The 18,474-nt window shown below is 73.3% G+C and carries 17 protein-coding genes and 1 tRNA gene; 6 read left to right on the top strand and 12 right to left on the bottom strand.

Going from position 1 to position 18,474, the window contains the following annotated elements:
* Positions 1-149: 149 nt before the first annotated feature.
* From ACW0Q9_RS12080 to ACW0Q9_RS12050, 7 genes are all read right to left on the bottom strand, one after another.
* Positions 150-2,102 carry a vWA domain-containing protein gene (locus tag ACW0Q9_RS12080; RefSeq protein ID WP_456180612.1) on the bottom strand — a complete coding sequence of 651 codons (1,953 nt, stop codon included), beginning with the start codon at positions 2,100-2,102 and terminating at the stop codon, positions 150-152.
* A 2-nt stretch (positions 2,103-2,104) separates the two neighbouring features.
* The gene (locus ACW0Q9_RS12075) at positions 2,105-3,550 is read right to left on the bottom strand and encodes a magnesium chelatase (protein ID WP_456180610.1); all 1,446 of its coding nucleotides are present in this window, start codon (positions 3,548-3,550) and stop codon (positions 2,105-2,107) included.
* A gap of 49 nt (positions 3,551-3,599) precedes the next feature.
* A complete protein-coding gene (locus tag ACW0Q9_RS12070) occupies positions 3,600-4,694 on the bottom strand; it encodes a hypothetical protein (protein WP_456180608.1) in 1,095 nt (364 codons plus the stop codon).
* A 76-nt stretch (positions 4,695-4,770) separates the two neighbouring features.
* Positions 4,771-5,421, bottom strand: a complete 651-nt coding sequence (locus ACW0Q9_RS12065) for a response regulator (protein ID WP_456180606.1) — start codon at positions 5,419-5,421, stop codon at positions 4,771-4,773.
* Positions 5,418-6,668, bottom strand: coding sequence for a sensor histidine kinase (locus tag ACW0Q9_RS12060; protein WP_456180604.1), 1,251 nt, complete (start codon positions 6,666-6,668; stop codon positions 5,418-5,420). The genes ACW0Q9_RS12065 and ACW0Q9_RS12060 overlap by 4 nt, the downstream gene beginning before the upstream one ends.
* Before the next feature lie 57 nt (positions 6,669-6,725).
* The gene (locus ACW0Q9_RS12055) at positions 6,726-7,223 is read right to left on the bottom strand and encodes a hemerythrin domain-containing protein (RefSeq protein WP_456180602.1); all 498 of its coding nucleotides are present in this window, start codon (positions 7,221-7,223) and stop codon (positions 6,726-6,728) included.
* A 5-nt stretch (positions 7,224-7,228) separates the two neighbouring features.
* Positions 7,229-8,251 carry an aldo/keto reductase gene (locus ACW0Q9_RS12050; RefSeq protein ID WP_456180600.1) on the bottom strand — a complete coding sequence of 341 codons (1,023 nt, stop codon included), beginning with the start codon at positions 8,249-8,251 and terminating at the stop codon, positions 7,229-7,231.
* 65 nt (positions 8,252-8,316) lie between these two features.
* On the opposite strand from ACW0Q9_RS12050, the gene ACW0Q9_RS12045 reads away from it, so the two are divergent.
* The gene (locus tag ACW0Q9_RS12045; RefSeq protein WP_456180598.1) at positions 8,317-8,784 is read left to right on the top strand and encodes a GNAT family N-acetyltransferase; all 468 of its coding nucleotides are present in this window, start codon (positions 8,317-8,319) and stop codon (positions 8,782-8,784) included.
* A gap of 11 nt (positions 8,785-8,795) precedes the next feature.
* Positions 8,796-9,785 carry an L-glyceraldehyde 3-phosphate reductase gene (gene mgrA / locus ACW0Q9_RS12040; protein WP_456180596.1) on the top strand — a complete coding sequence of 330 codons (990 nt, stop codon included), beginning with the start codon at positions 8,796-8,798 and terminating at the stop codon, positions 9,783-9,785.
* Positions 9,786-9,795: 10 nt separating this feature from the next.
* Here mgrA and ACW0Q9_RS12035 read toward each other — a convergent pair whose 3' ends face one another.
* Entirely contained in the window at positions 9,796-10,725 is a 930-nt protein-coding gene (locus ACW0Q9_RS12035; protein ID WP_456180594.1) for a lytic polysaccharide monooxygenase auxiliary activity family 9 protein, read from the bottom strand.
* A gap of 175 nt (positions 10,726-10,900) precedes the next feature.
* On the opposite strand from ACW0Q9_RS12035, the gene ACW0Q9_RS12030 reads away from it, so the two are divergent.
* From ACW0Q9_RS12030 to ACW0Q9_RS12020, 3 genes are all read left to right on the top strand, one after another.
* Entirely contained in the window at positions 10,901-13,234 is a 2,334-nt protein-coding gene (locus ACW0Q9_RS12030) for a DUF4153 domain-containing protein (RefSeq protein ID WP_456180592.1), read from the top strand.
* A gap of 159 nt (positions 13,235-13,393) precedes the next feature.
* Positions 13,394-14,041: a glycerophosphodiester phosphodiesterase family protein gene (locus tag ACW0Q9_RS12025; protein WP_456180590.1), complete on the top strand. Its 648-nt coding sequence runs from the start codon at positions 13,394-13,396 to the stop codon at positions 14,039-14,041.
* A complete protein-coding gene (locus ACW0Q9_RS12020; RefSeq protein ID WP_456180588.1) occupies positions 13,963-14,460 on the top strand; it encodes a glycerophosphodiester phosphodiesterase in 498 nt (165 codons plus the stop codon). Before ACW0Q9_RS12025 ends, ACW0Q9_RS12020 begins: the two co-directional genes overlap by 79 nt.
* 56 nt (positions 14,461-14,516) lie before the next feature.
* On the opposite strand, the gene ACW0Q9_RS12015 is transcribed toward ACW0Q9_RS12020, so the two are convergent.
* Positions 14,517-14,858, bottom strand: a complete 342-nt coding sequence (locus ACW0Q9_RS12015; RefSeq protein WP_456180586.1) for a VOC family protein — start codon at positions 14,856-14,858, stop codon at positions 14,517-14,519.
* 446 nt (positions 14,859-15,304) lie between these two features.
* Here ACW0Q9_RS12015 and ACW0Q9_RS12010 point away from each other — a divergent pair, with 446 nt between their 5' ends.
* Positions 15,305-16,528, top strand: coding sequence for an AlbA family DNA-binding domain-containing protein (locus ACW0Q9_RS12010; RefSeq protein ID WP_456180584.1), 1,224 nt, complete (start codon positions 15,305-15,307; stop codon positions 16,526-16,528).
* A gap of 662 nt (positions 16,529-17,190) precedes the next feature.
* Here the strand turns inward: ACW0Q9_RS12010 and ACW0Q9_RS12005 are convergent.
* The 3 genes from ACW0Q9_RS12005 to ACW0Q9_RS11995 form a co-directional block, all read right to left on the bottom strand.
* Positions 17,191-17,514 carry a creatininase family protein gene (locus ACW0Q9_RS12005; protein WP_456180582.1) on the bottom strand — a complete coding sequence of 108 codons (324 nt, stop codon included), beginning with the start codon at positions 17,512-17,514 and terminating at the stop codon, positions 17,191-17,193.
* 114 nt (positions 17,515-17,628) lie between these two features.
* Positions 17,629-17,701 (bottom strand) — tRNA-Ala (locus ACW0Q9_RS12000).
* A gap of 91 nt (positions 17,702-17,792) precedes the next feature.
* Positions 17,793-18,383, bottom strand: coding sequence for a YqgE/AlgH family protein (locus tag ACW0Q9_RS11995; protein ID WP_091259972.1), 591 nt, complete (start codon positions 18,381-18,383; stop codon positions 17,793-17,795).
* Between the last annotated feature and the right edge of the window lie 91 nt (positions 18,384-18,474).

The following is an 18,474-nucleotide window of genomic DNA, read 5'->3' as shown; positions in this document are numbered from 1 at the left end:
GGGGCTGCAGAGCAAAGGCGGCGGCGGAGCACCGGCCAGCCGGTTGCTCAATCGCACCCACCTACCCCAGATCGCCGTGCTGGCGGTGACCGCGCACGCCGGACACCGCCAGCACGGCGAGGTGGAGCCGATCACCAGCTGGCGAGCGGTCAGCGGCGGCCGTGGCGGGCGCGGAGGTAGTCGGAGACGACGTACTCGCCGAGGTCGTCGAGGTCGGGGGTGAACATCCGGCCCTTGGAGCGGCGGGCCACCGCGTCGATGAAGCGGCGCAGCCCCGGGTCGTCGCCGAGCATGAACAGGTTGAGCGTGGCGCCGTACCGGGTCAGCTTGTCCACCTCGCGGATGGTCGCCTCGATGGTCTCCGGCAGCGGCGGCCAGTGGAAGTACGCCTCGCCGTCGGACGGGTCGAGGTGGGCCGTGGGCTCACCGTCGGTGACCACGAGCACGACCGGCTCGGCGCCCGGGTGCCGGCGCAGGTGCCGACCGGCCAGCCGCAGCGCGTGCTGGAGGTTGGTGCCCTGCTCCATGTCCGGCTCCACCGCGGCCAGCTCCTGCTGGGTCAGCGGCAGGGCCTCCCGGCCGAATCCGATGATCTGGAGGGCGTCCTGCGGGAAGCGGGTCGCCATCAGGTGCGACAGGGCCAGCGCCGTCTGCTTCATCGGCCCCCAGCGCCCCTGGGAGATCATCGAATACGACAGGTCGACGCAGAGCGCCACGGCCGCGGACGCCCGCCGCTCGGTCTCCACCACCTCGAAGTCCTCGACCGCGAGCTGCACCGGCACCCCGGGGCCGGCCCGCCGGATCGCGCGGGTGAGGGTACGCACCACGTCGAGGGGCTGCTCGTCGCCGTACTCCCACTGCCGGGAGGCGCCGCTCACCTCGCCGGCCGCGCCCGCGGCGCGCAGGTCGTGCTGGCCGCGCGGGCCGGCGGTGAGGTCGGCGAAGACCCGGCGCAGGGCGGTGCCGGCGAGCCGGCGCAGCGCCTTCGGGCTGAGCGTCAGCCCCTCGGCGTCCCGGGTCACCCAGCCCTGCCGGCGCAGCTCGCGTTCCAGCTCCTGCAGTCGGCGTACGTCGTCGGCGGCGTCCCGGCCGAGCGTCCGGGAGACCGCCTCGACGTCGACGTCGTCCAGGGTGGCGCCGGGGTGGTCCTGGTCGAGGGAGTCGAGCAGCTCGTCCAGCTCGGCGATCTCGCCGAGCGCGCCGGTGGCCTCGCCGTAGCCGAGCGGCTGGTCGCCCCGGACCCGCTCGCCGCGCTGCCAGTTCAGGTCGGGGCGCAGCGACCGCAGGTGGGCGTCGAGCTGGGACAGCTCCCCGGCCAGCTGCTCGCCGAGGGACTGGCGCATGAGCCCGGCGAGTTCCTCGCGCTGCCGGTCCGACAGCGACCGCATCAGCCGCTCCCCGGCCGCCGCCCGGCGGGCCAGCACGTCGATCAGCTCGTCGACGTCCTTGGGCCGCTCCGGGAAGAACTCGCCGTGCCGGCGCATGAACTCGGCGAAGGTGTCGGTGGTGTCCTCGGAGCGGGCGTGCCGGGCGAGCAGGTCGTTGAGGTCGCGCATCATCTCGGCGAGCTGCCGCTGGGCGGCCGGGTCGGCGGCGGCCCGCGCCGCGTCCCGCAGGCCGGCGAAGCGCTGCTCCAGCACCTCGCCGCGCAGCCCGTCGAGGATCCGCTGGTAGCTCTGCCGCGCCTCGTCGCTGGCCCAGTCGTAACCGGACAGCTCCTCGACGGCCCGGGCGGTCGAGCGGGGCAGGTTGTCCAGCACCGCCTCGGCGAACCGGGCGTCGTCGCCGTCCCGCCCGCGCAGCTCCTCCCGCTCGGCGGCGAGGGCCTGGTCGAGCAGCGCCCGTGCGCGGGTCACCGCGCCGTCGAGGTCGCCCCGGCGCAGCGCCTCCCGGCGCAGCCGGCGGGCCCGGGCGGCAAGGTCGTCCAGGCCGCCGCGCCCCTGCGGGCCGCGCCGCAGCAGGTCACGCAGCGCCTCCCGCAGGCTGCCGCCGGCGAGAACCTCCCCGCCGACCGAATCCACCGCGGCGCGTACGTCGTACGGTGGGGCGAGCGGGTCGGGCCCGCCGCGCCACTGCCCGTACCGGAACCGGTTGCCGGCCACGGTCAGCCCCGGCCGCCGTAGACGGTGCGCCCGGACTCGGTGACGTCCTTGCCCAGCCGGCGGGTGAGGTGCAGCCCTTCCAGGGCGAACTCGATCCCGGCGGCGGCCTCCTCGCGGGTGGGCGCGTCACCGAGGCCGAGCCGGTCGAGCACCTTGGCCAGCCCGGGCACGGTGCCGACCTGGCGGAGCAGCTCGGCCGAGGAGACCAGCTCGCCGGTCTCGATCTCGCCGCCCTCGGCGACCAGCGCGGTGAACCCGGAGAGGTCCAGCCCGGCCAGCCGGGCCCGGAACGTCTCGGCGGTGGCGGTCCGCAGCAGGTGGCCGAGGACCTCGATCTCCCGCCCCTCCTCGCCGCTCTCGAACTCGACCTTGCCGCGCAGCGTGGAGGTCACCGAGACGGCGTCGCCGACGCGGGCGACCGGGGCCTCCTGGGCGGAGGTGGCCAGCAGGCCGGCGCGGCGCAGCGCGGCGGCGGCGACGGTCTCGGCGGCGGCGATGGCGAACCGGGCGGAGACGCCGGAACGCGGGTCCACCGACGGCGACTCGCGGACGGCGCGGGCGAACCGGGCGAGCACCTCCAGCACGTGCTCCGGGACGGTGGCGACCAGGTCGGCCTCCTGCCGGATCAGGGCCAGCTCCAGCTCCAGGTCGAGCGGGTAGTGGGTACGGATCTCCGCGCCGAAGCGGTCCTTGAGCGGGGTGATGATGCGGCCCCGGTTGGTGTAGTCCTCCGGGTTGGCGCTGGCCACCAGGAGCAGGTCCAGCGGCAGCCGGAGCTGGTAGCCGCGGACCTGGATGTCCCGCTCCTCCAGCACGTTGAGCAGCGCCACCTGGATCCGTTCGGCCAGGTCGGGCAGCTCGTTGACGGCGAAGACCCCCCGGTTGGTGCGGGGCACCAGCCCGAAGTGGATGGTCTCGGGGTCGCCGAGGGTGCGCCCCTGGGCGAGCCGGATCGGGTCGACGTCGCCGATCAGGTCGCCGACGCTGGTGTCGGGGGTGGCGAGCTTCTCGCCGTAGCGCATCGAGCGGTGCAGCCAGCCGATCAGCAGCTCGTCGCCCCGCTCGGCGACCAGGGTGCGGGACGCCGGGGTGAGCGGGTGCATGGGGTGCTCGTTGAGCACCGAGCCGGGGATCACCGGGGTCCACTCGTCGAGCAGCGCGCCGAGCGAGCGGATCAGCCGGGTCTTGCCCTGGCCGCGCTCGCCGAGCAGCACCATGTCGTGGCCGGCGAGCAGGGCCCGCTCGACCTCGGGCAGCACCGTGTCCTGGTAGCCGACGATGCCGGGGAAGCGCTCCTCGCCGGCGCGCATCCGAGCGAGGAGGTTGTCGCGGAGTTCCTGCTTGACCGTGCGGTAGTGATGGCCGGCGGCCCGCAGCTCGCCGAGCGTGCCGGGCAGGTCGGCGGGCGGGACCGGGGGAACCTGGTTGGGCGCAGTCACCCGACCCACGCTATCTCGGCCGGGTGACCGCGCGCCGCCTTCCAGAACGGCCGGACCGTCACCGACGGGGTTCGGGCCGCCCGCAGCGGGCGCAGGCGCCCCGCCGCCGCAGGTGGTACGCCAGGGTGGCCGCCCCGAGCGCCACTCCCCAGAGGGGCCAGAGGAGCATCGGCGCGGACGCCAGGCTGAACTCGTGACCGATCTGCCAGAACTCCGGCTGGCTGAGCAGCCCCAGGGTGGCCGCCGTCACAGCGACCGCGACCAGTGTGGCCGGGACGACCGCCAGCCGGATCGGCACCCGACGGCCGGCCAGCCCCGGCAGCCACCGGGGGAACCGCTCGCCCCAGGGACGGATCAGCCCGAGCGTGAGGACAGCCCCGACGGTGGCGAACCCGCCCAGTCCGGCCCCGGCCCAGACCAGCCCGGTCTCCTGCATCTCGGCGAGGAATTCCGGGGAGATGCCCAGCGGGATGCCGGCCGCCCAGGCGAACCGGGTGAGCGCATAGCTGAACGGGATGACGGCGGCGATCCAGGCGGCCCAGCGCCCCCAGCGGGCGGCCGAGGCGGGCGAGGTCCAGCCCCGCTCGTCGTCGTCCCGCCCGCAGGCCGGGCAGGCGCCGGCGGTCCGTCGCTGCCAGAGCAGCAGTGCCCCGGCCAGCAGGAGCCCGCCGACGAGCGCGGCGCACCGGGCGGCCAGCGGCCAGTCGAAGATGTGCCCGTAGTCGACGGGCGGCCAGCCGAACGGCGCGCCGATGATCAGCATCGGCAGGTAGCCGAGCACGACCAGCACCCGGGCGTCGGGAACGACCACGGTCAGCGCGAACACGACCGTCCAGCCGTAGCCGAGCAGCAGCGCGCGGGGCAGGCCGGGCCGGCGTACCGTCGCGGGGCCGCTCATGGCGAGCGCCGCGACCGCCGCGAGCAGCAGCACCCCGGCGAAGAGCGGGGCGCCGACCTCCACCGGCAGCAGCCGGAGCAGGCTGCCGTCGCCGCCGTGCGGGTCGTTGGGCCCGAACGGGTAGCCGGCGCCGGTCAGCGTCGAGAGCAGGGCGAGCACGCCCCAGCCGCCGAGCCAGGCGGCGGCGAGCGGGGCGGCCAGGTCGAGCCGCGTCCGAGCGGCCCGGCGGGGTGGGGAAACAGTGGTTGTCGTCATGCCCTCAGCCTCGGCCGGACGGGCCCCGGATCCCTCCCGCGCCGGGGTGGACCGCCTCCCCCACGGGAGGGAGCGGTCAGCCGGTCGGCACCACGAAACCCGACTCGTACGCGGCGATCACCGCCTGGGTCCGGTCGCGCACCCCGAGCTTGGCCAGCACGTTGCCGACGTGCGTCTTGACCGTCTCCACGCCCACCACCAGCCGGTCGGCGATCTCCGGGTTGGACAGGCCGGCGGCCATGAGCCGCAGCACCTCCGCCTCCCGCTCGGTGAGCCGGGCCGCCCGGAGCCCGTCGGAGCGCCGGCCGCCGTACGCGCCGGCGAGCCGTCGGATCGCCGCCGGGAAGAGCAGCGACTCGCCGGCCGCCACCACCCGGATCGCCTCCACCACCTCGGCCGGGCGGGCCCGCTTGAGCAGGAAGCCGCTGGCCCCGGCGCGCAGCGCCTCGTAGACGTACTCGTCGTTGGCGAACGTGGTGACCACCAGGACCCGGGGCGGGTCGGCGGAGGCGGCCAGCAGCCGCCGGGTGGCCTGGATGCCGTCGATGGCCGGCATCCGGACGTCCATCAGCACCACCCGCGGGCGCAGCCGGGCCACCAGCGGCGGCACCTCGGCGCCGTCCGCGGCCTCGCCGACCACCCGCAGATCCGGCTGGGCGTCCACGATCGCCCGCAGGCCCACCCGGATCAGCTCGTCGTCGTCGACGATCAGCACGTCGATGGTCACCCGGTCTCCCCCCTCGGCCCCGGCAGGGTGACCCGGACCCGCCACCGGTCGCCCTCCGGGCCGGCGGTGAGCTGCCCACCGAGCAGCAGCACCCGCTCCCGCATGCCGTCCAGGCCGCGTCCGCCGCCACCCGGCCCGGTGGTGCCGCGCAGCGCGTTGACCAACTCGATCTCCAGGCGACCGGCGGGTACGGCCACCCGCAGCCGCACCGGTCCCCGGCCGTGCCGGGCCGCGTTGGTCAGCCCCTCCTGCACGATCCGGTAACCCTCCCGGGACACGACGGCGGGCAGCTCGCCCAGCGCCCCGCTGACCCGGGACTCCACGGCCAGGCCGGCGGCCCTGGTGTCGGCGACCAGCCGGTCCAGCCCGTCCAGGGTGGCCTGCGGCGCGGTGGGCACGGGCGCCCGCCCGTCGTCGGTCTCCCGCAGCAGCCCGAGCACGTGGTCCAGGTCGTCCATGGCGCGGCGGCTGGTCTCCTCGATGGCGCGCAGCGCCCGGCGGGTGAACTCCGGGTCGGTGTCGAGCAGCTCGCGGGCGGCGCCGGCCTGGAGGGTCGCCACGGTCAACGCGTGCCCCACCGAGTCGTGCAGCTCGCGGGCCAGCCGGTTGCGTTCGGCCAGCCGGGCGGACCGGGCCTCCAGGGCGGCGATCCGCTCGGCCTGCGCCGGGCCGAGCAGCACGGGCGCCATCGACGCGGCGAGTGCGCCCAGCCCGGCGACCGCGTACCCGAGGGCGACCAGCAGGGCCAGCCCGGCCAGTCCCGCCGCGACCGGGTGACCCGGGTCGAGCAGGCCGAAGCCGTCGTCGGCGGTGGCGCCGGTGTCCACGCCGGCCAGCCCGGCGAGGAAGACCAGCCCCAGGGGAAGCACGCTGATCGCCGCGAACAGCACCAGCGCGCCGGTGAGCAGGTGCAGGGCGATCCAGAGGGCGGCGCGCAGCCGGGTCTCCCGGTCGATCCGGTGGCCCGGGACGGGCTCGGGCAGGTCCACCGCGAGCAGCGCCCGCGCGGCAGCGATCTCCAGCGCCCGGCTGCCGGCGAGGAACACCGGCACGGCGGCGAGCAGCACGCCGACCAGCAGCAACCCGACACCGACCGGGCGGGGCACCTCGCCGTTGCCGAGTAGTTGGGCGAACGCCGCCGCGAGCAGCGCGTACGGCAGGGCGAGCACCCCGCCGAGGAGCAGGAACACGGCGCGCCGCCAGGTGCTCCCGCGCACCAGCGGCGCCAGCACACCCCGGACCGTCACCCGGCCATTCTGCCGCCGGGAGCGGCCCGCCGACTCCCCCGCGACGGGGAGATCGGGTCAGCGGTGCTCCTGGACGTACTTCTCCGGGTCCTTGTCGCGGAAGGGCAGGTTGCGACCGTTCTTGTGCTCGCCGTAAAAGGTCAGCCAGCGTGCCCCCAGCTCGGCCCGCAGCTCGACGCCGGCGTGCCGGCGGAAGTCGGGCAGCGCCTCGTCCTCCTCCTCGGCCAGGTGCTCGCTGTTCTCCCGGCGGGCCCGCCAGACCGCCGCCCACCAGGCCTCCGAGCCGACCTCGTGGAGCTTCGACTCGGCGATGGCGTCGCGGATCTTGTTGTGGTCGCCGACGGCGTCCTCGGTCTCCTCCTCGCCGTCGTCGCCGTGCCGGACCAGGTGCGGGTAGAGGATGGCCTCCTCCGCCTCGGCGTGGATGTCCAGGTGCAGGGCGAGCGCCTCCCAGATCGCCAGCAGCTCGGCCGGGTCGCGGGCGTCGTCGAGCCGGGCGAAGCCGCGCCGGAAGGCGGCGTGGTCGTCGAGGATCAGTGCGGTGATGTCGTCCATGGTGGTCACTTCCCGATGCGGGCGCGGATCATCTTGGGTACGGCGGCCAGCCCGGTGACCGGGCGGAACGCGTGGGCGGCGGTGGCCAGCGCGGCGTGCTCGTCGTCGGCCAGGTCGATCTCGGCGGCGGCCGCGTTGCGCTCCATCTGCTCCACGCTCGACGCGCCGGGGATGGCCACCACGGTGGGGTGGCGGAGCAGGTACGCCAGGGCGATCTGGCTGGGTGTGGCGTCGTGTGCGTCGGCGACCTCGCGCAGGGTGGCGATCAGGTCGGTGCCCCGTTCCAGGTTCTCCGGCAGGAAGTACGGGTTGGCCCGCCGGACCGCCCCGGCGGGCGGGGTCCTGGCGTCGTACCGGCCGGAGAGGAAGCCCTGCCCCAGCGGGCTGTACGCGATGACGATCCGGCCCGCCTGCGCCGCGTACGGGATCAGGTCCTCCTCGGGGCCGCGGTCGATCATGCTGTAGCGGACCTGGTTGCTCAGCACCCGGCGGCCCAGCGCGGCCTCGGCGAACCGCCAGCGGCGCAGGCCGTAGTTGCTGACCCCGACCTCGCCGACCAGCCCGACGTCCTGCAGGGCGCGCATCCCCCGCATGGTGGTGGTGTCGGGGACCACCGGGTGGGGCTGGTGCACCTGGTAGAGGTCGATGCCCGTGACGCCGAGCCGGGCGGCCGAGGCGACCGCCCGCTGCTCCACCACCGGGGCGAGCGGCAGCACCGGGAAGACCTTGCTGGCCACCACGACCTTCGCCCGGTCGTCGCCGACGACTGCTCCAGGTCGCGGCGCGGCGTCAGACGCGCCGAGCTGGAGTGGTCGGAGCGCCGCGCCGAGGATCCGCTCGCTCCGGCCGAAGCCGTAGATCTCGGCCGTGTCGAAGAGGGTGACGCCCAGGTCGAGCGCCCGCCGGACGATCTGCGCCGCCCGGCGTTCGTAGTCCGGGCCGTAGCCCCACTCGCGCGAGCCGAACTGCCACGTGCCGAGGCCGATCTTCGAGATCGGCTTGGGGGTGTCGAGCGGGACGTAGCGCATGGCCTCGAAGCTACCCAAGCCGGTGGAGCGGCACGCCCGTTCCGGCGTCACGGCAGAATGGCCGGATGACCGTCCGTATCCGCCCCGCCCGTCCCGAGGAGGCGGCCGAGCTGACCGAGCTGGCGCTGCGCTCCAAGGCCCACTGGGGGTACGACGCGGAGTTCCTGGCCCGCTGCCGGGCCGAGCTGACCCTCACCCCGACCGACGTGGCCGACCGGCCGGTGGCGGTGGCCGAGCGGGACGGCCGGCCGGTGGGCCTGGCGGTCCTCGGCGGCAACCTGCCCGAGGTGGAGCTGGAGATGCTCTTCGTGGACCCGCCGGCGATCGGCACCGGCGCGGGCCGGGCGCTGTTCGACCACGCGGTGGCCACCGCCCGGGCCGCCGGGGCCCGGGCGGTGTGGATCGAAGCGGACCCGGGCGCCGAACCGTTCTACCGGCACGTCGGCGCCGCGCCGGCCGGCACCTCCGTCTCCCCGTCCACCGGCCGGGAGCTGCCCCGCCTCCGCTACGACCTGGACTCCGGCCGGAGCTAGGGTCTTCAGTCGTGACCTACCTCGCCAACGACGCCCGTTACGACTCGATGATCTACCGGCGCAGCGGCCGGAGCGGCCTGCGCCTGCCCGCCATCTCGCTCGGGCTGTGGCACAACTTCGGGCCGGACCGTCCGTACGAGCGGCAGCGGGACATCGTCCGGCGCGCCTTCGACCTCGGGATCACCCACTTCGACCTGGCCAACAACTACGGCCCTCCGCCCGGCGCCGCCGAGGAGAACTTCGGCCGGCTGCTCGCCACCGACCTGAAGCCGTACCGGGACGAGCTGGTCATCTCCAGCAAGGCCGGTTATCTCATGTGGCCCGGCCCGTACGGCGAGTGGGGCTCGCGCAAGTACCTGATCTCCTCGCTCGACCAGTCGCTGCGCCGGATGGGGCTCGACTACGTCGACATCTTCTACTCGCACCGGTTCGACCCGGACACCCCTCTGGAGGAGACGATGGGCGCGCTGGACGCCGTCGTGCGCTCCGGCAAGGCGCTCTACGTCGGCATCTCCAACTACAACTCGGAGCAGACCGCCCGGGCCGCCGAGATCCTCCGCGAGCTGGGCACGCCGCTGCTGATCAACCAGCCGTCGTACTCGATGCTGAACCGCTGGACCGAGACCGACGGGCTGCTGGACACGCTGGAGCAGGCCGGCGCGGGCTGCATCGCCTACAGCCCGCTGGCGCAAGGCCTGCTCACCGACCGCTACCTGGGCGGCATCCCGGCCGACTCCCGGGTGCGGACCAGCGTCTTCCTCAACGAGAGCGACCTCAGCGACGAGAAGATGGCCACCATCCGCGGGCTCGCCGCGGTCGCCGAGCGGCGCGGCCAGAGCCTGGCCCAGCTCGCGCTGGCCTGGGCGCTGCGCGACCCCCGGATGACCAGCCTGATCATCGGGGCGAGCAGCGTGGCCCAGCTGGAGGGGAACGTCGCGGCCCTGGACAACCTCGACCTCGACGTCGACGAACTGGCCGAGATCGACCGCCACCTGGGCTGACGCCCGGCGGTCACCAGATCCGGCGGCGGCCGGCGCGGTGGTTGCGGACCCCGCACGGCCGGCCGGCCGGCACGCTGCCGGCCCGTCGCAGCCGCAGCGCCACCAGGGCCGCGAGCAGCACGGTGACCGCGGCCGCCGCGCCGACCACCAGCGGCCGGGGGACGCCTCCGGTGTCGGTCACGGCCGCCACCGGCACCCCCGCCGCCGGGTCGCCGGCCCCGCCGCCGGTCGCGGCCCTCGGCACGGTACGCGGAGCCGCCGCGCTCGGGGAGGGCGGCGCCGACCGGCTCGTACGCGGCGGGGCCGCCGCCCCGCCGGACGACGACCGGAACACCACGTCGGAGCAGGAGTAGTAGGTGTCCTGGGTGTTGGAGTTCTGCCAGATCGTGTAGATGATGTGCCGCCCGGTGCGCCCGGCCGGCAGCTTCCCCGGCATCTGGTAGGCGCCGTCCCGGATCGGCGGGTCGGTGACCGTCAGGAACGGCTTCTCGTCCAGGTCCGCCCAGGTCAGCCGTCGGGTCGGGGCGTATGAGGCGGTGGTGGCGTAGAACCGGAACGTGCCCTTGTGCGGGATCGTGGTGCGGTAGCGGAAGGTGTGCCGGGCCCCGGCGGTGAGCGTGGTGGCCGGCCAGTCGGTGCGGGGCAGGTCCAGCCCCCGGTACGCGGACAGCCCTCCGCTGCACAGTTCCCCGTCGGGGATGCGTTCCCGGTCCCGCCCGTCGATGCGGGCCACCCGGATGTTGTCCCACTCCCGCACGGCGGCCCCGGCGGCGATCGCGGCCCGGCAGGCCGGCGTGTCCGCCCGGCCACCCTCCGGGCCGCACGCCGCGGCCCGGCTCAACGGGCTGGTGGGGGCACCGTGCGCGCTCGCCGGCACGCCGGTGAGCAGCAGGGTCGCGGCGACGGCGGCGAGCGCGGCGAGCGTGCGGCGTACGGCCATGTCATCGACCTCCCGCGCACTGGTACGGCCGCGGGGCGGCAAAGGTTCGATCGGCACCCCGGTGTGCGGCACTCCACGACCCGGCTCGGGTCCGTTGACCGAACGGACGGTCGGGGCGGCGGCGGAGCGGGGTCGGGCCCTACAGTGACGGCACCCCGTGATCAAGGAGCGTGCCGTGTCCGAGCCGCCACAGACGCCAGAGTCGCCGCGCCCCCCGGTGGCCGGCGACGTCCCCAGCGACGCCCCGCCGCACCTGCTCGTCGTGCCTGACGTGGCGGGCGGGCCACCCGCGGTGCCCTGGCCCGGCCCGGAGGGGCAGCCGGCCTGGGCGATCCCGGTGGTCGTGCCGCCCGGCACGCGCGGCTACGCGCTGTTCGTGCCGCTGGTGCCGGTGGCCGAGGGGCAGCCGGGGGCGGTCCCCGGGCAGCCGACCGCGCCGCGGCTGCTGGTCCCCGCGCCGGGCGTGCCCACCCAGGCCACTCCGCCGGCCGTCGAGAGCTCGACCGGGAGCGGCGCGACAGCCACCCCGGCCGGCCCGGCCGCGTCCGCTCCCACGGCCTCGCCGACCGGCCCGGCCGAGTCCACGCCGACGGGGATCGGCGGGGTGTCGGGCAGCACGGCGTCCGGCGGGCAGCCGGCGGGCGGCGAGGAGCGGGCGGCGGCTTCCGCTGACGGCGACGCCGGCACGGCGACCGGCGCCGGCACGCCGGTCCCCACCCCGTCCAGCACCGGGTCCGAGCCCACCTCGGGCACGAAGGACGAACCGGCCCGCACCACGACGGCAGCGGCCCCCACCGGCGAAGCGACGACGACCCGCACCGCTGCGACGGCGCCCGCCGCGCCCACACCCGATGTCCGGCCGCCCGCCGCAGGCCCGGCCCAGCCGCCCGCCGCAGGTCCGATCCAGCCGGTCGCCGCGCCGCCGTATCCGGGAGCGGCGCACGGGGCGCCGCCCTGGGGCGGCTACCCGCCCGCGCCCGTCTGGACGCCCCGGCCGCGGACGCCCCGGACCTCGTTCCTCGGCGCGCGCTGGCCGGGCCCGAAGCAGGCCACCGGCCGGGCGGTGCCGCTCGCGGTGCTGGCCGGCGCGCTCGGCACCGCGTTCTTCGTGCCGCTGAGCAGCGTCGGCATCGGCTGGTTCCTGGGCTGGCTCACGCTGACCCTCGGCGTGCTGGTCGCGGTGCGCCGGCGTACCGCCGGGCTGCCCCGCGCCGAGCGACTGATCCGCGGCGGGTGGGCGGCGGCGGCGCTGGTCCTGCTGGCCGTGCTGGCCTTCCGCAACGCCTGGTGGCTGGTGACGTTCTGCGTGCTCGGGGCACTGGGCTGCGCCACCCTGGCGATCGTCGGCGGCCGGCTGGTCCGCTCGATCCTGTTCGGCCTGCTCGCCGCGCCGTTCGCGGCGTTCCGCGGCCTGCCCTGGGTGCGTCGGCACGTCACGGCCTGTCCCGAGGCCGGGACGGTCCGCAAGGTCACCGGCTCGGTGGTCGCCACCGTGCTGGTGCTGGTGGTCTTCGGCAGCCTGCTCTCCTCGGCCGACGCGGCCTTCTCGGAGGTGCTGAACGCCATCGTGCCCGAGGTCAACGTCGGTACGGTGTTCCGCTGGATCTTCCTGGCCGCGGTCGGCGGGCTGATCGCCGTCGCGGCGGTCTACACGCTGGCCGCCCCGCCCGACCTGTCCACCGTCGACCGGCCGAGCACCCGCCGGCTCGGCGTGCTGGAGTGGGCGCCGGCCATCGGGGCGCTGACGCTACTCTTCGCCGGCTTCGTGATCGTGCAGTTCACCGTGCTCTTCGGCGGCGAGCGGCACGTGCAGAAGGTCGCCGGGCTGAGCTACTCCGAGTACGCCCGCAGCGGCTTCTGGCAGCTCCTCTTCGTCACCCTGCTGACCGTGGCCGTGCTGGGCGGGGTGACCCGCTGGGCCAGCCGCGAGCGGCCGGTCGAGCGCACGCTGCTGCGCGTCCTGCTGGGCCTGCTCAGCGCGCTGAGCGTGGTGATCGTGGTGTCGGCGCTGTCCCGGATGTGGACGTACCAGAAGGTCTACAGCTTCACCGGCGAGCGGATCTTCGTGATGGCGTTCGAGCTGCTGCTCGGCGCGGTCTTCCTGATGATCCTGGCGGCCGGCGTGCGCTGGCAGGGCCGGTGGATCCCGGGCACCACGGTGGCGCTGGCCGTGGCGATGCTGCTCGGCCTGGCGGTGCTGAACCCGGAGGACTACGCGGCGAAGCGCAACATCCTCCGCTACGAGCAGACCGGCAAGATCGACGCCTGGTACCTGCGGGCGCTCTCCGCCGACGCCACGCCGGCACTGGCCGAACTCCCCGACCCGGTACGCCGCTGCACGCTGAGCTGGATCGCCGACGACCTCGAGGAGCCCGACCCCTGGTACGCCTGGAACCTGGGCCGGCACCGGGCCCGCCAGGCTCTCGACCGGGTCGGGCCGGATGCGATCGGCGGCCCGAAGGACTGCCGCCGGGCCGACCAGTTCGACCTGCCCAAGTCCCGCCGGTGACGCCGGTGGCCGGGCCGCGCGACGCCGTGGCCCGGCCACCGGCGCACCCGGGGCGTCCGCGAACGTTCACCGCCCCCTCACGTCAGGGCCACAACCGGCACCGACCCCGCACCTACCTTCGGCTGCGCGAACGTCCACCGAGGTAGCGGAGGTTTTTCCATGTCCGTCCGTCAGCTCATGACGGTGCTGGCCGTCGGGGCGGTGCTGGCCGTGCCGACGGCCGCCCACGCGGCCCCCGCCGCCGGTCCCGGCGTGCTGCCGCAGAAGACCCACTTCGACCTGCAGGCGCACCGGGGCGGGATCGGGCTGACCACCGAGGAGACGCTGGCCGGCTTCGCCAAGGCCATGCGGCTCGGCGTCACCACGCTGGAGCTGGACACCCAGGTCACCCGGGACGAGAAGGTCGTCGTCACGCACGACCGGCAGGTCAGCGCGCAGAAGTGCCGCGACACCGGCCCGGTCACCCCGGGCGACCCGCAGTACCCGTACGTCGGGAAGTACATCAAGGACCTGACCCTGGCCCAGATCAGGACCATGGACTGCGGCTACCAGCAGCTGCCCGGTTTCCCCGAGCAGGAGCAGATCGCCGGGGTCCGGATGGCCGAACTGCGGGACGTGCTGGAGCTGGTCAGGAGCTGGCGTGCCCACCAGCTCACGCTGAACATCGAGCCAAGGTCGAGGCCGGCGCGCCCGAGCAGACCGCCCCGCGCGAGCTCTTCGTCCGGCGGGTGTTCGAGGAGATCCGCGCCTCGGGCATCGAGGACCAGGTCACCATCCAGTCCTTCGACTGGGGAGCGCTGCGGGTGATGCACCGGCTCGCGCCGCGCTGGCCGCTGGTGGCACTGACCAACTACGACTTTCTCCAGGTCGGCAGGCCCGGCGCCTCGCCCTGGCTGGGTGGCCTGGACGCGGACGACTTCGGGGGCGACTTCGTCCGCGCGGCGGCCGAGATCCCCGGCGTGACCACCCTCTCCCCCAACTACGGTTTCCCGCAGAACGGCACGGTCGCCGACCCGGCCTTCCGCTTCTACCCGGACCCGAAGATGATCGCCGACGCGCACGCCCGCGGCCTGAAGGTCGTGCCGTGGACCTGCGACGACCCGGCCACCGTGGCGGCGCTGATGGACCTGGGCGTCGACGGGATCATCACCAACTACCCGAACCGCGTCCGGCAGCTCATGGCCGAGCGGGGCATGCGCCTGCCGAAGGCGTACCAGCCGCGCTGAGTCCCGGTGGAGGCGTCCGCCCCGGGCCGGGCGGACGCCTCCACCGGCCGGCCCGTTCAGGCCGGGCCGCCGCCGAAGCCGATCTCGTTGCCGTCCGGGTCGCGGAAGATCGCCTTCCGGACGCCGTTGTCGTAGGTCTCACGCTCGGCCGGCGTCAGGCCCCGCTCGGCCATCCCGGCGAGGCGGGCGTCGAGGTCGTCGACGAAGACGGTCTGCATGGCGTGCCCGGCGTGCTCGGGCCGCACCTCGATGTACAGGTACCGGTGCTCGGCCAGCTCCCACACCGCCTCGGTGTTGTTCGGCAGGAACGCGGGCGGGGCGCCGAGGAGTCGCTCGTACCAGGCCGCCGCGGTGCGGTGGTCGCGGACGGGGAGGCCGGCGAACAGATCTACGGTCATGAGCCGATGCTAGGGATTCGGCAAACCGCGACGGTCGTCCGCAGATGACCAGATTGTCCCGATCCAGGAAATTCGCCCGGAAACCACGAAGGGCGCCCGTCATCTCTGACGAACGCCCTGATCGCTCAAGGGTGGAGCCGAGGAGACTCGAACCCCTGACCCCCACACTGCCAGGGGGGCTCTCTCGAATCGCCCTGGCCTGCGGTGGTCATGACCTGCGGCCAGGCGGTCACTCTCCCCGCCACTCCCCGTCAATCACCCGCCGCGACCTACCGACCTGGCATGGATTTGGCACGCCGCTCCCTCGTGAGCGCCGCCGGCCGGCCACCCGGTGCCGAATGACGGCGCAAGGGTCCACGGACGAACCCAGACGGATAGCTTGGGCGTCCGCGCAACGATCCGACCGGTGGACTGACAAGACGACGGCACCGTGCCATTGTGAGCAAGTGCCATTGAGCCAAATCCGCTACCTACCAAACTGGCAGCCGTATCGCGAGGCATTAGTCACTAGCGACGGCTTCACGGTGCAGCAAAATCGTGCTGCAGATTTTGTCGCCCAGCGCGACGCTGTGGCAAATGTTTCCCTTGCATCCCTTAGGCGCGCACTCATCGCCGCCGCCGAGAATCATGGAATGTTCCCGGAGCGCCTCCCGGGACGAGATCTTCCCGTTCTTTCGCTTTACCTCACTGAGGTTGAGCCGGAGCTAATCCACGAGGATTTCATCCCTTATTCAGCCTACACAATCAATTTGATGGAGTCACGAAGCCTGGTTTTGGAATTGAGCGAATACCTTGAGGCGGACCTAGAACCGTACGAGATCGCCACATCGGTAACCCACCTTTTGCAACGATACTCGGCGAGCCTCAGAGACGTTGAGCCCGAGGGAGTCGACAAGTACTGCCATTGGCATATTCGTGTCGACATCGACCGTCGGGGCAGGACTGTCGGGCAGGCCCTTTCGTTGGCAGACGAACTCTCGGACCTGATGCGCGCTCTTGAGGGTCGCGACAGTCCGCAATTCCAAGCGCTTTGGGACCTTCTGCGTTCAGGCAAGTTCAACGTGCTGGTTGGTCAGCCTGAATCTGCAACGCTCGAAGTGAAGTCACAGGGGTACACACTCGACGACGAGGCCGGAAAGATTGAATTGGCCCAGGATGTGGCCAGGTTCGCAAACGCCGAAAAGGGCGGGGTTCTTGTAATCGGAATGCGAACCAAGCGAATTCGGGGCGAGGAAGTGATATCGCGAATTACCCCCGTCCGCAACGCTCCGAAGAACGCACCTTCACGATATAGGTCGACAATTGATAGACGGGTCTACCCACCGATTGACGGGCTTGAAGTAGGAGCTGTTGAAGTCGAATCGAACGGATCAATCATCCTTGTGAAAGTGCCTCCTCAACCCGAGGAGCTCAAGCCATTCATTGTTCATGGGGCGATGGTTGGAGGCCGATCGGAGGGGGCGTTTATCTCAATCGTCCGACGACGCGACGAGGGCTCTATTCCGATTTCAGGCCCAGCAATTCATGCCTGGCTCTCGGCCGGTCGTGCTCTAATGCGCGGCGGGCATCTTCCGGCCACCGCATCCGGCTTGAACCCATCCCGTGTGCCGTTGACCCGCTCCCGTCAAGCGGCCCTTGACACAGGTACGGACACTGGCGGAACAGGCTGAGTCGGCTCTCGTGTCACGGACCGCGCCCCCGGCGGACACCGCCACCGTGGCGCAGTTGACCCAACCTCGCCCGGCACGGACCCGGCTCCCGGGGTCGGAGATGGCCACCGGCGGCCACCCCTCCCCCTCCCAGGTGAGCGGTTGACCTGACCCTGAGCGGCTGCGGAGCCGGCTCCTACGTACGAACCGGCCGGCTGCCGGCGATGTGTTCAAAGTTTCTGTACGTCTTCAAGGCGGCCCTGAACGGGCCGCACGCGCCGCCGCCTGGGCGCGCGCCGGCCGCTGCCGCTGTCGCTCTGCGGCTGGCGCGGAGAGCGGGGAGCCCGGGGCCGCCGCAGACGGGATAGCGGGGAGAGTGGTGGAGGTTCGTCGCCGGCAGCCGGCAGCCGGCAGCCGGCAGCGCCGCGCCCGAGCAGCGCGGCGCAGGAGAGGGGCACGCCGGGTCCGCGCGGCAAGCCCCAAGCATGGGGGCGGTGGCCGCGCGAGGCATGCCGGTCGTCCATACGTTCGACTAGGCTGCTCCGGGTGGAGGTACGCGGACCGGATGAAGCATCCGCCCGCTTGATCGTCGATCGGATGATGAAGACATCGGCCGGCACGTGGCGGGATCTCACGGATGCGGTCAGGCAGGAGGCAAGCCGCCGGCGGACCCATTAGCCCCGCTAGAGCCCGTGCGCGCGCAGGTGCTCTGAGAAGGAGCTGGCGAAGCTTTCCAACGCCGCCTTGCCCTTTTCGCGGGTGCCTAGTGATGGACGCCCGATGACTCCGCTGGTGGTGTATGCGGCCATGCCGAGCGTCAGTAGGTGCGGCCGGTCATTCGCTAGCCAATCCGCGGTTTCATTGCCGTCGCGAACGAGGTGCGGTGCGACGTGAAGCAGCAGGGATGTCTCCAGCTCGCCGGCGTGCATGTCCTCATGGTTGCCGGTCTCCATGCCTGAGTCTTGGCGGGCTTTGATCCAGTCATGGGGCTGGGGATACAGGCTCATCGTCGGCCCGTTGGGGATCTGGCACGGCTCTGGCATGTAGCGGCCCAAGAGCACGTGAAATGGAAAACGCCCTGGTAGGGGGTAAATCTCCCTCACCAGGGCGTTTCGCTTGGGTGGAGCCGAGGGGACTCGAACCCCTGACCCCCACACTGCCAGTGTGGTGCGCTACCAGCTGCGCCACGGCCCCTTGCGGTCGTCCCCGGTCGCCCGGGCACGGAGAGAACTATACACACGCCGGTCGGCATGGTCATCTCGCGGGGGTCCCCCCGGCCGGTGACTCAGTTCAGGGCCACATCCGGCGGGAAGTGGGCGACCGCCGCCATCATGCCGCCCTGCCGGCGCAGCACCATGGGCCAGAGGTCGTCCGGCCGGTCGACGAAGGCGTCGCCGGGGAGGGCGTCGAGCACGAACCAGGACCCGTCCTCGATCTCCCGCTCCAGCTGCCCCGCGCCCCAGCCCGAGTAGCCGGCGAAGACCCGGATCCCGCCGACGGCGTCGCGCAGCTTCTCCGGGTCGACCGAGAGGTCGATGGTGCCGACCGCGCCGGAGACCCGGTGGAAGCCCTTCACCGGCTTGATCGGGTGGCGCATCCGGGCCAGGCAGATCGCCGAGTCGGGCTGCACCGGGCCGCCCTCGAAGAGCACCGCGGGGTGGCGGGCCAGGTCGCTCCAGTCACCCAGGACGTCGGCCACCGGGACCTCGGTGGCCCGGTTCAGCACCACGCCGAGGGCCCCGCCCGGCTCGTGGGCAACCAGCAGCACGACCGTGCGGTCGAAGTTCGGGTCCTTCAGCGCAGGCGTCGCGACCAGCAGCCGCCCGGTCATGGAATCCATGGCTCGGCCACCGATCGCCTGTCCCTCACCCTGCATGTCCGACACCCGTCAGCCGTACGCCGCGACCAGCCGCGCTGTCAACGCCATGCAAGGCACCATAGCCTGCGGTCCGCCCGCTGGCTAAGGT

Source organism: Micromonospora sp. I033, from assembly GCF_053890995.1.
Note: the sequence above shows the minus strand (reverse complement) of the source record. Positions and strands in the feature narration are given on the sequence as shown.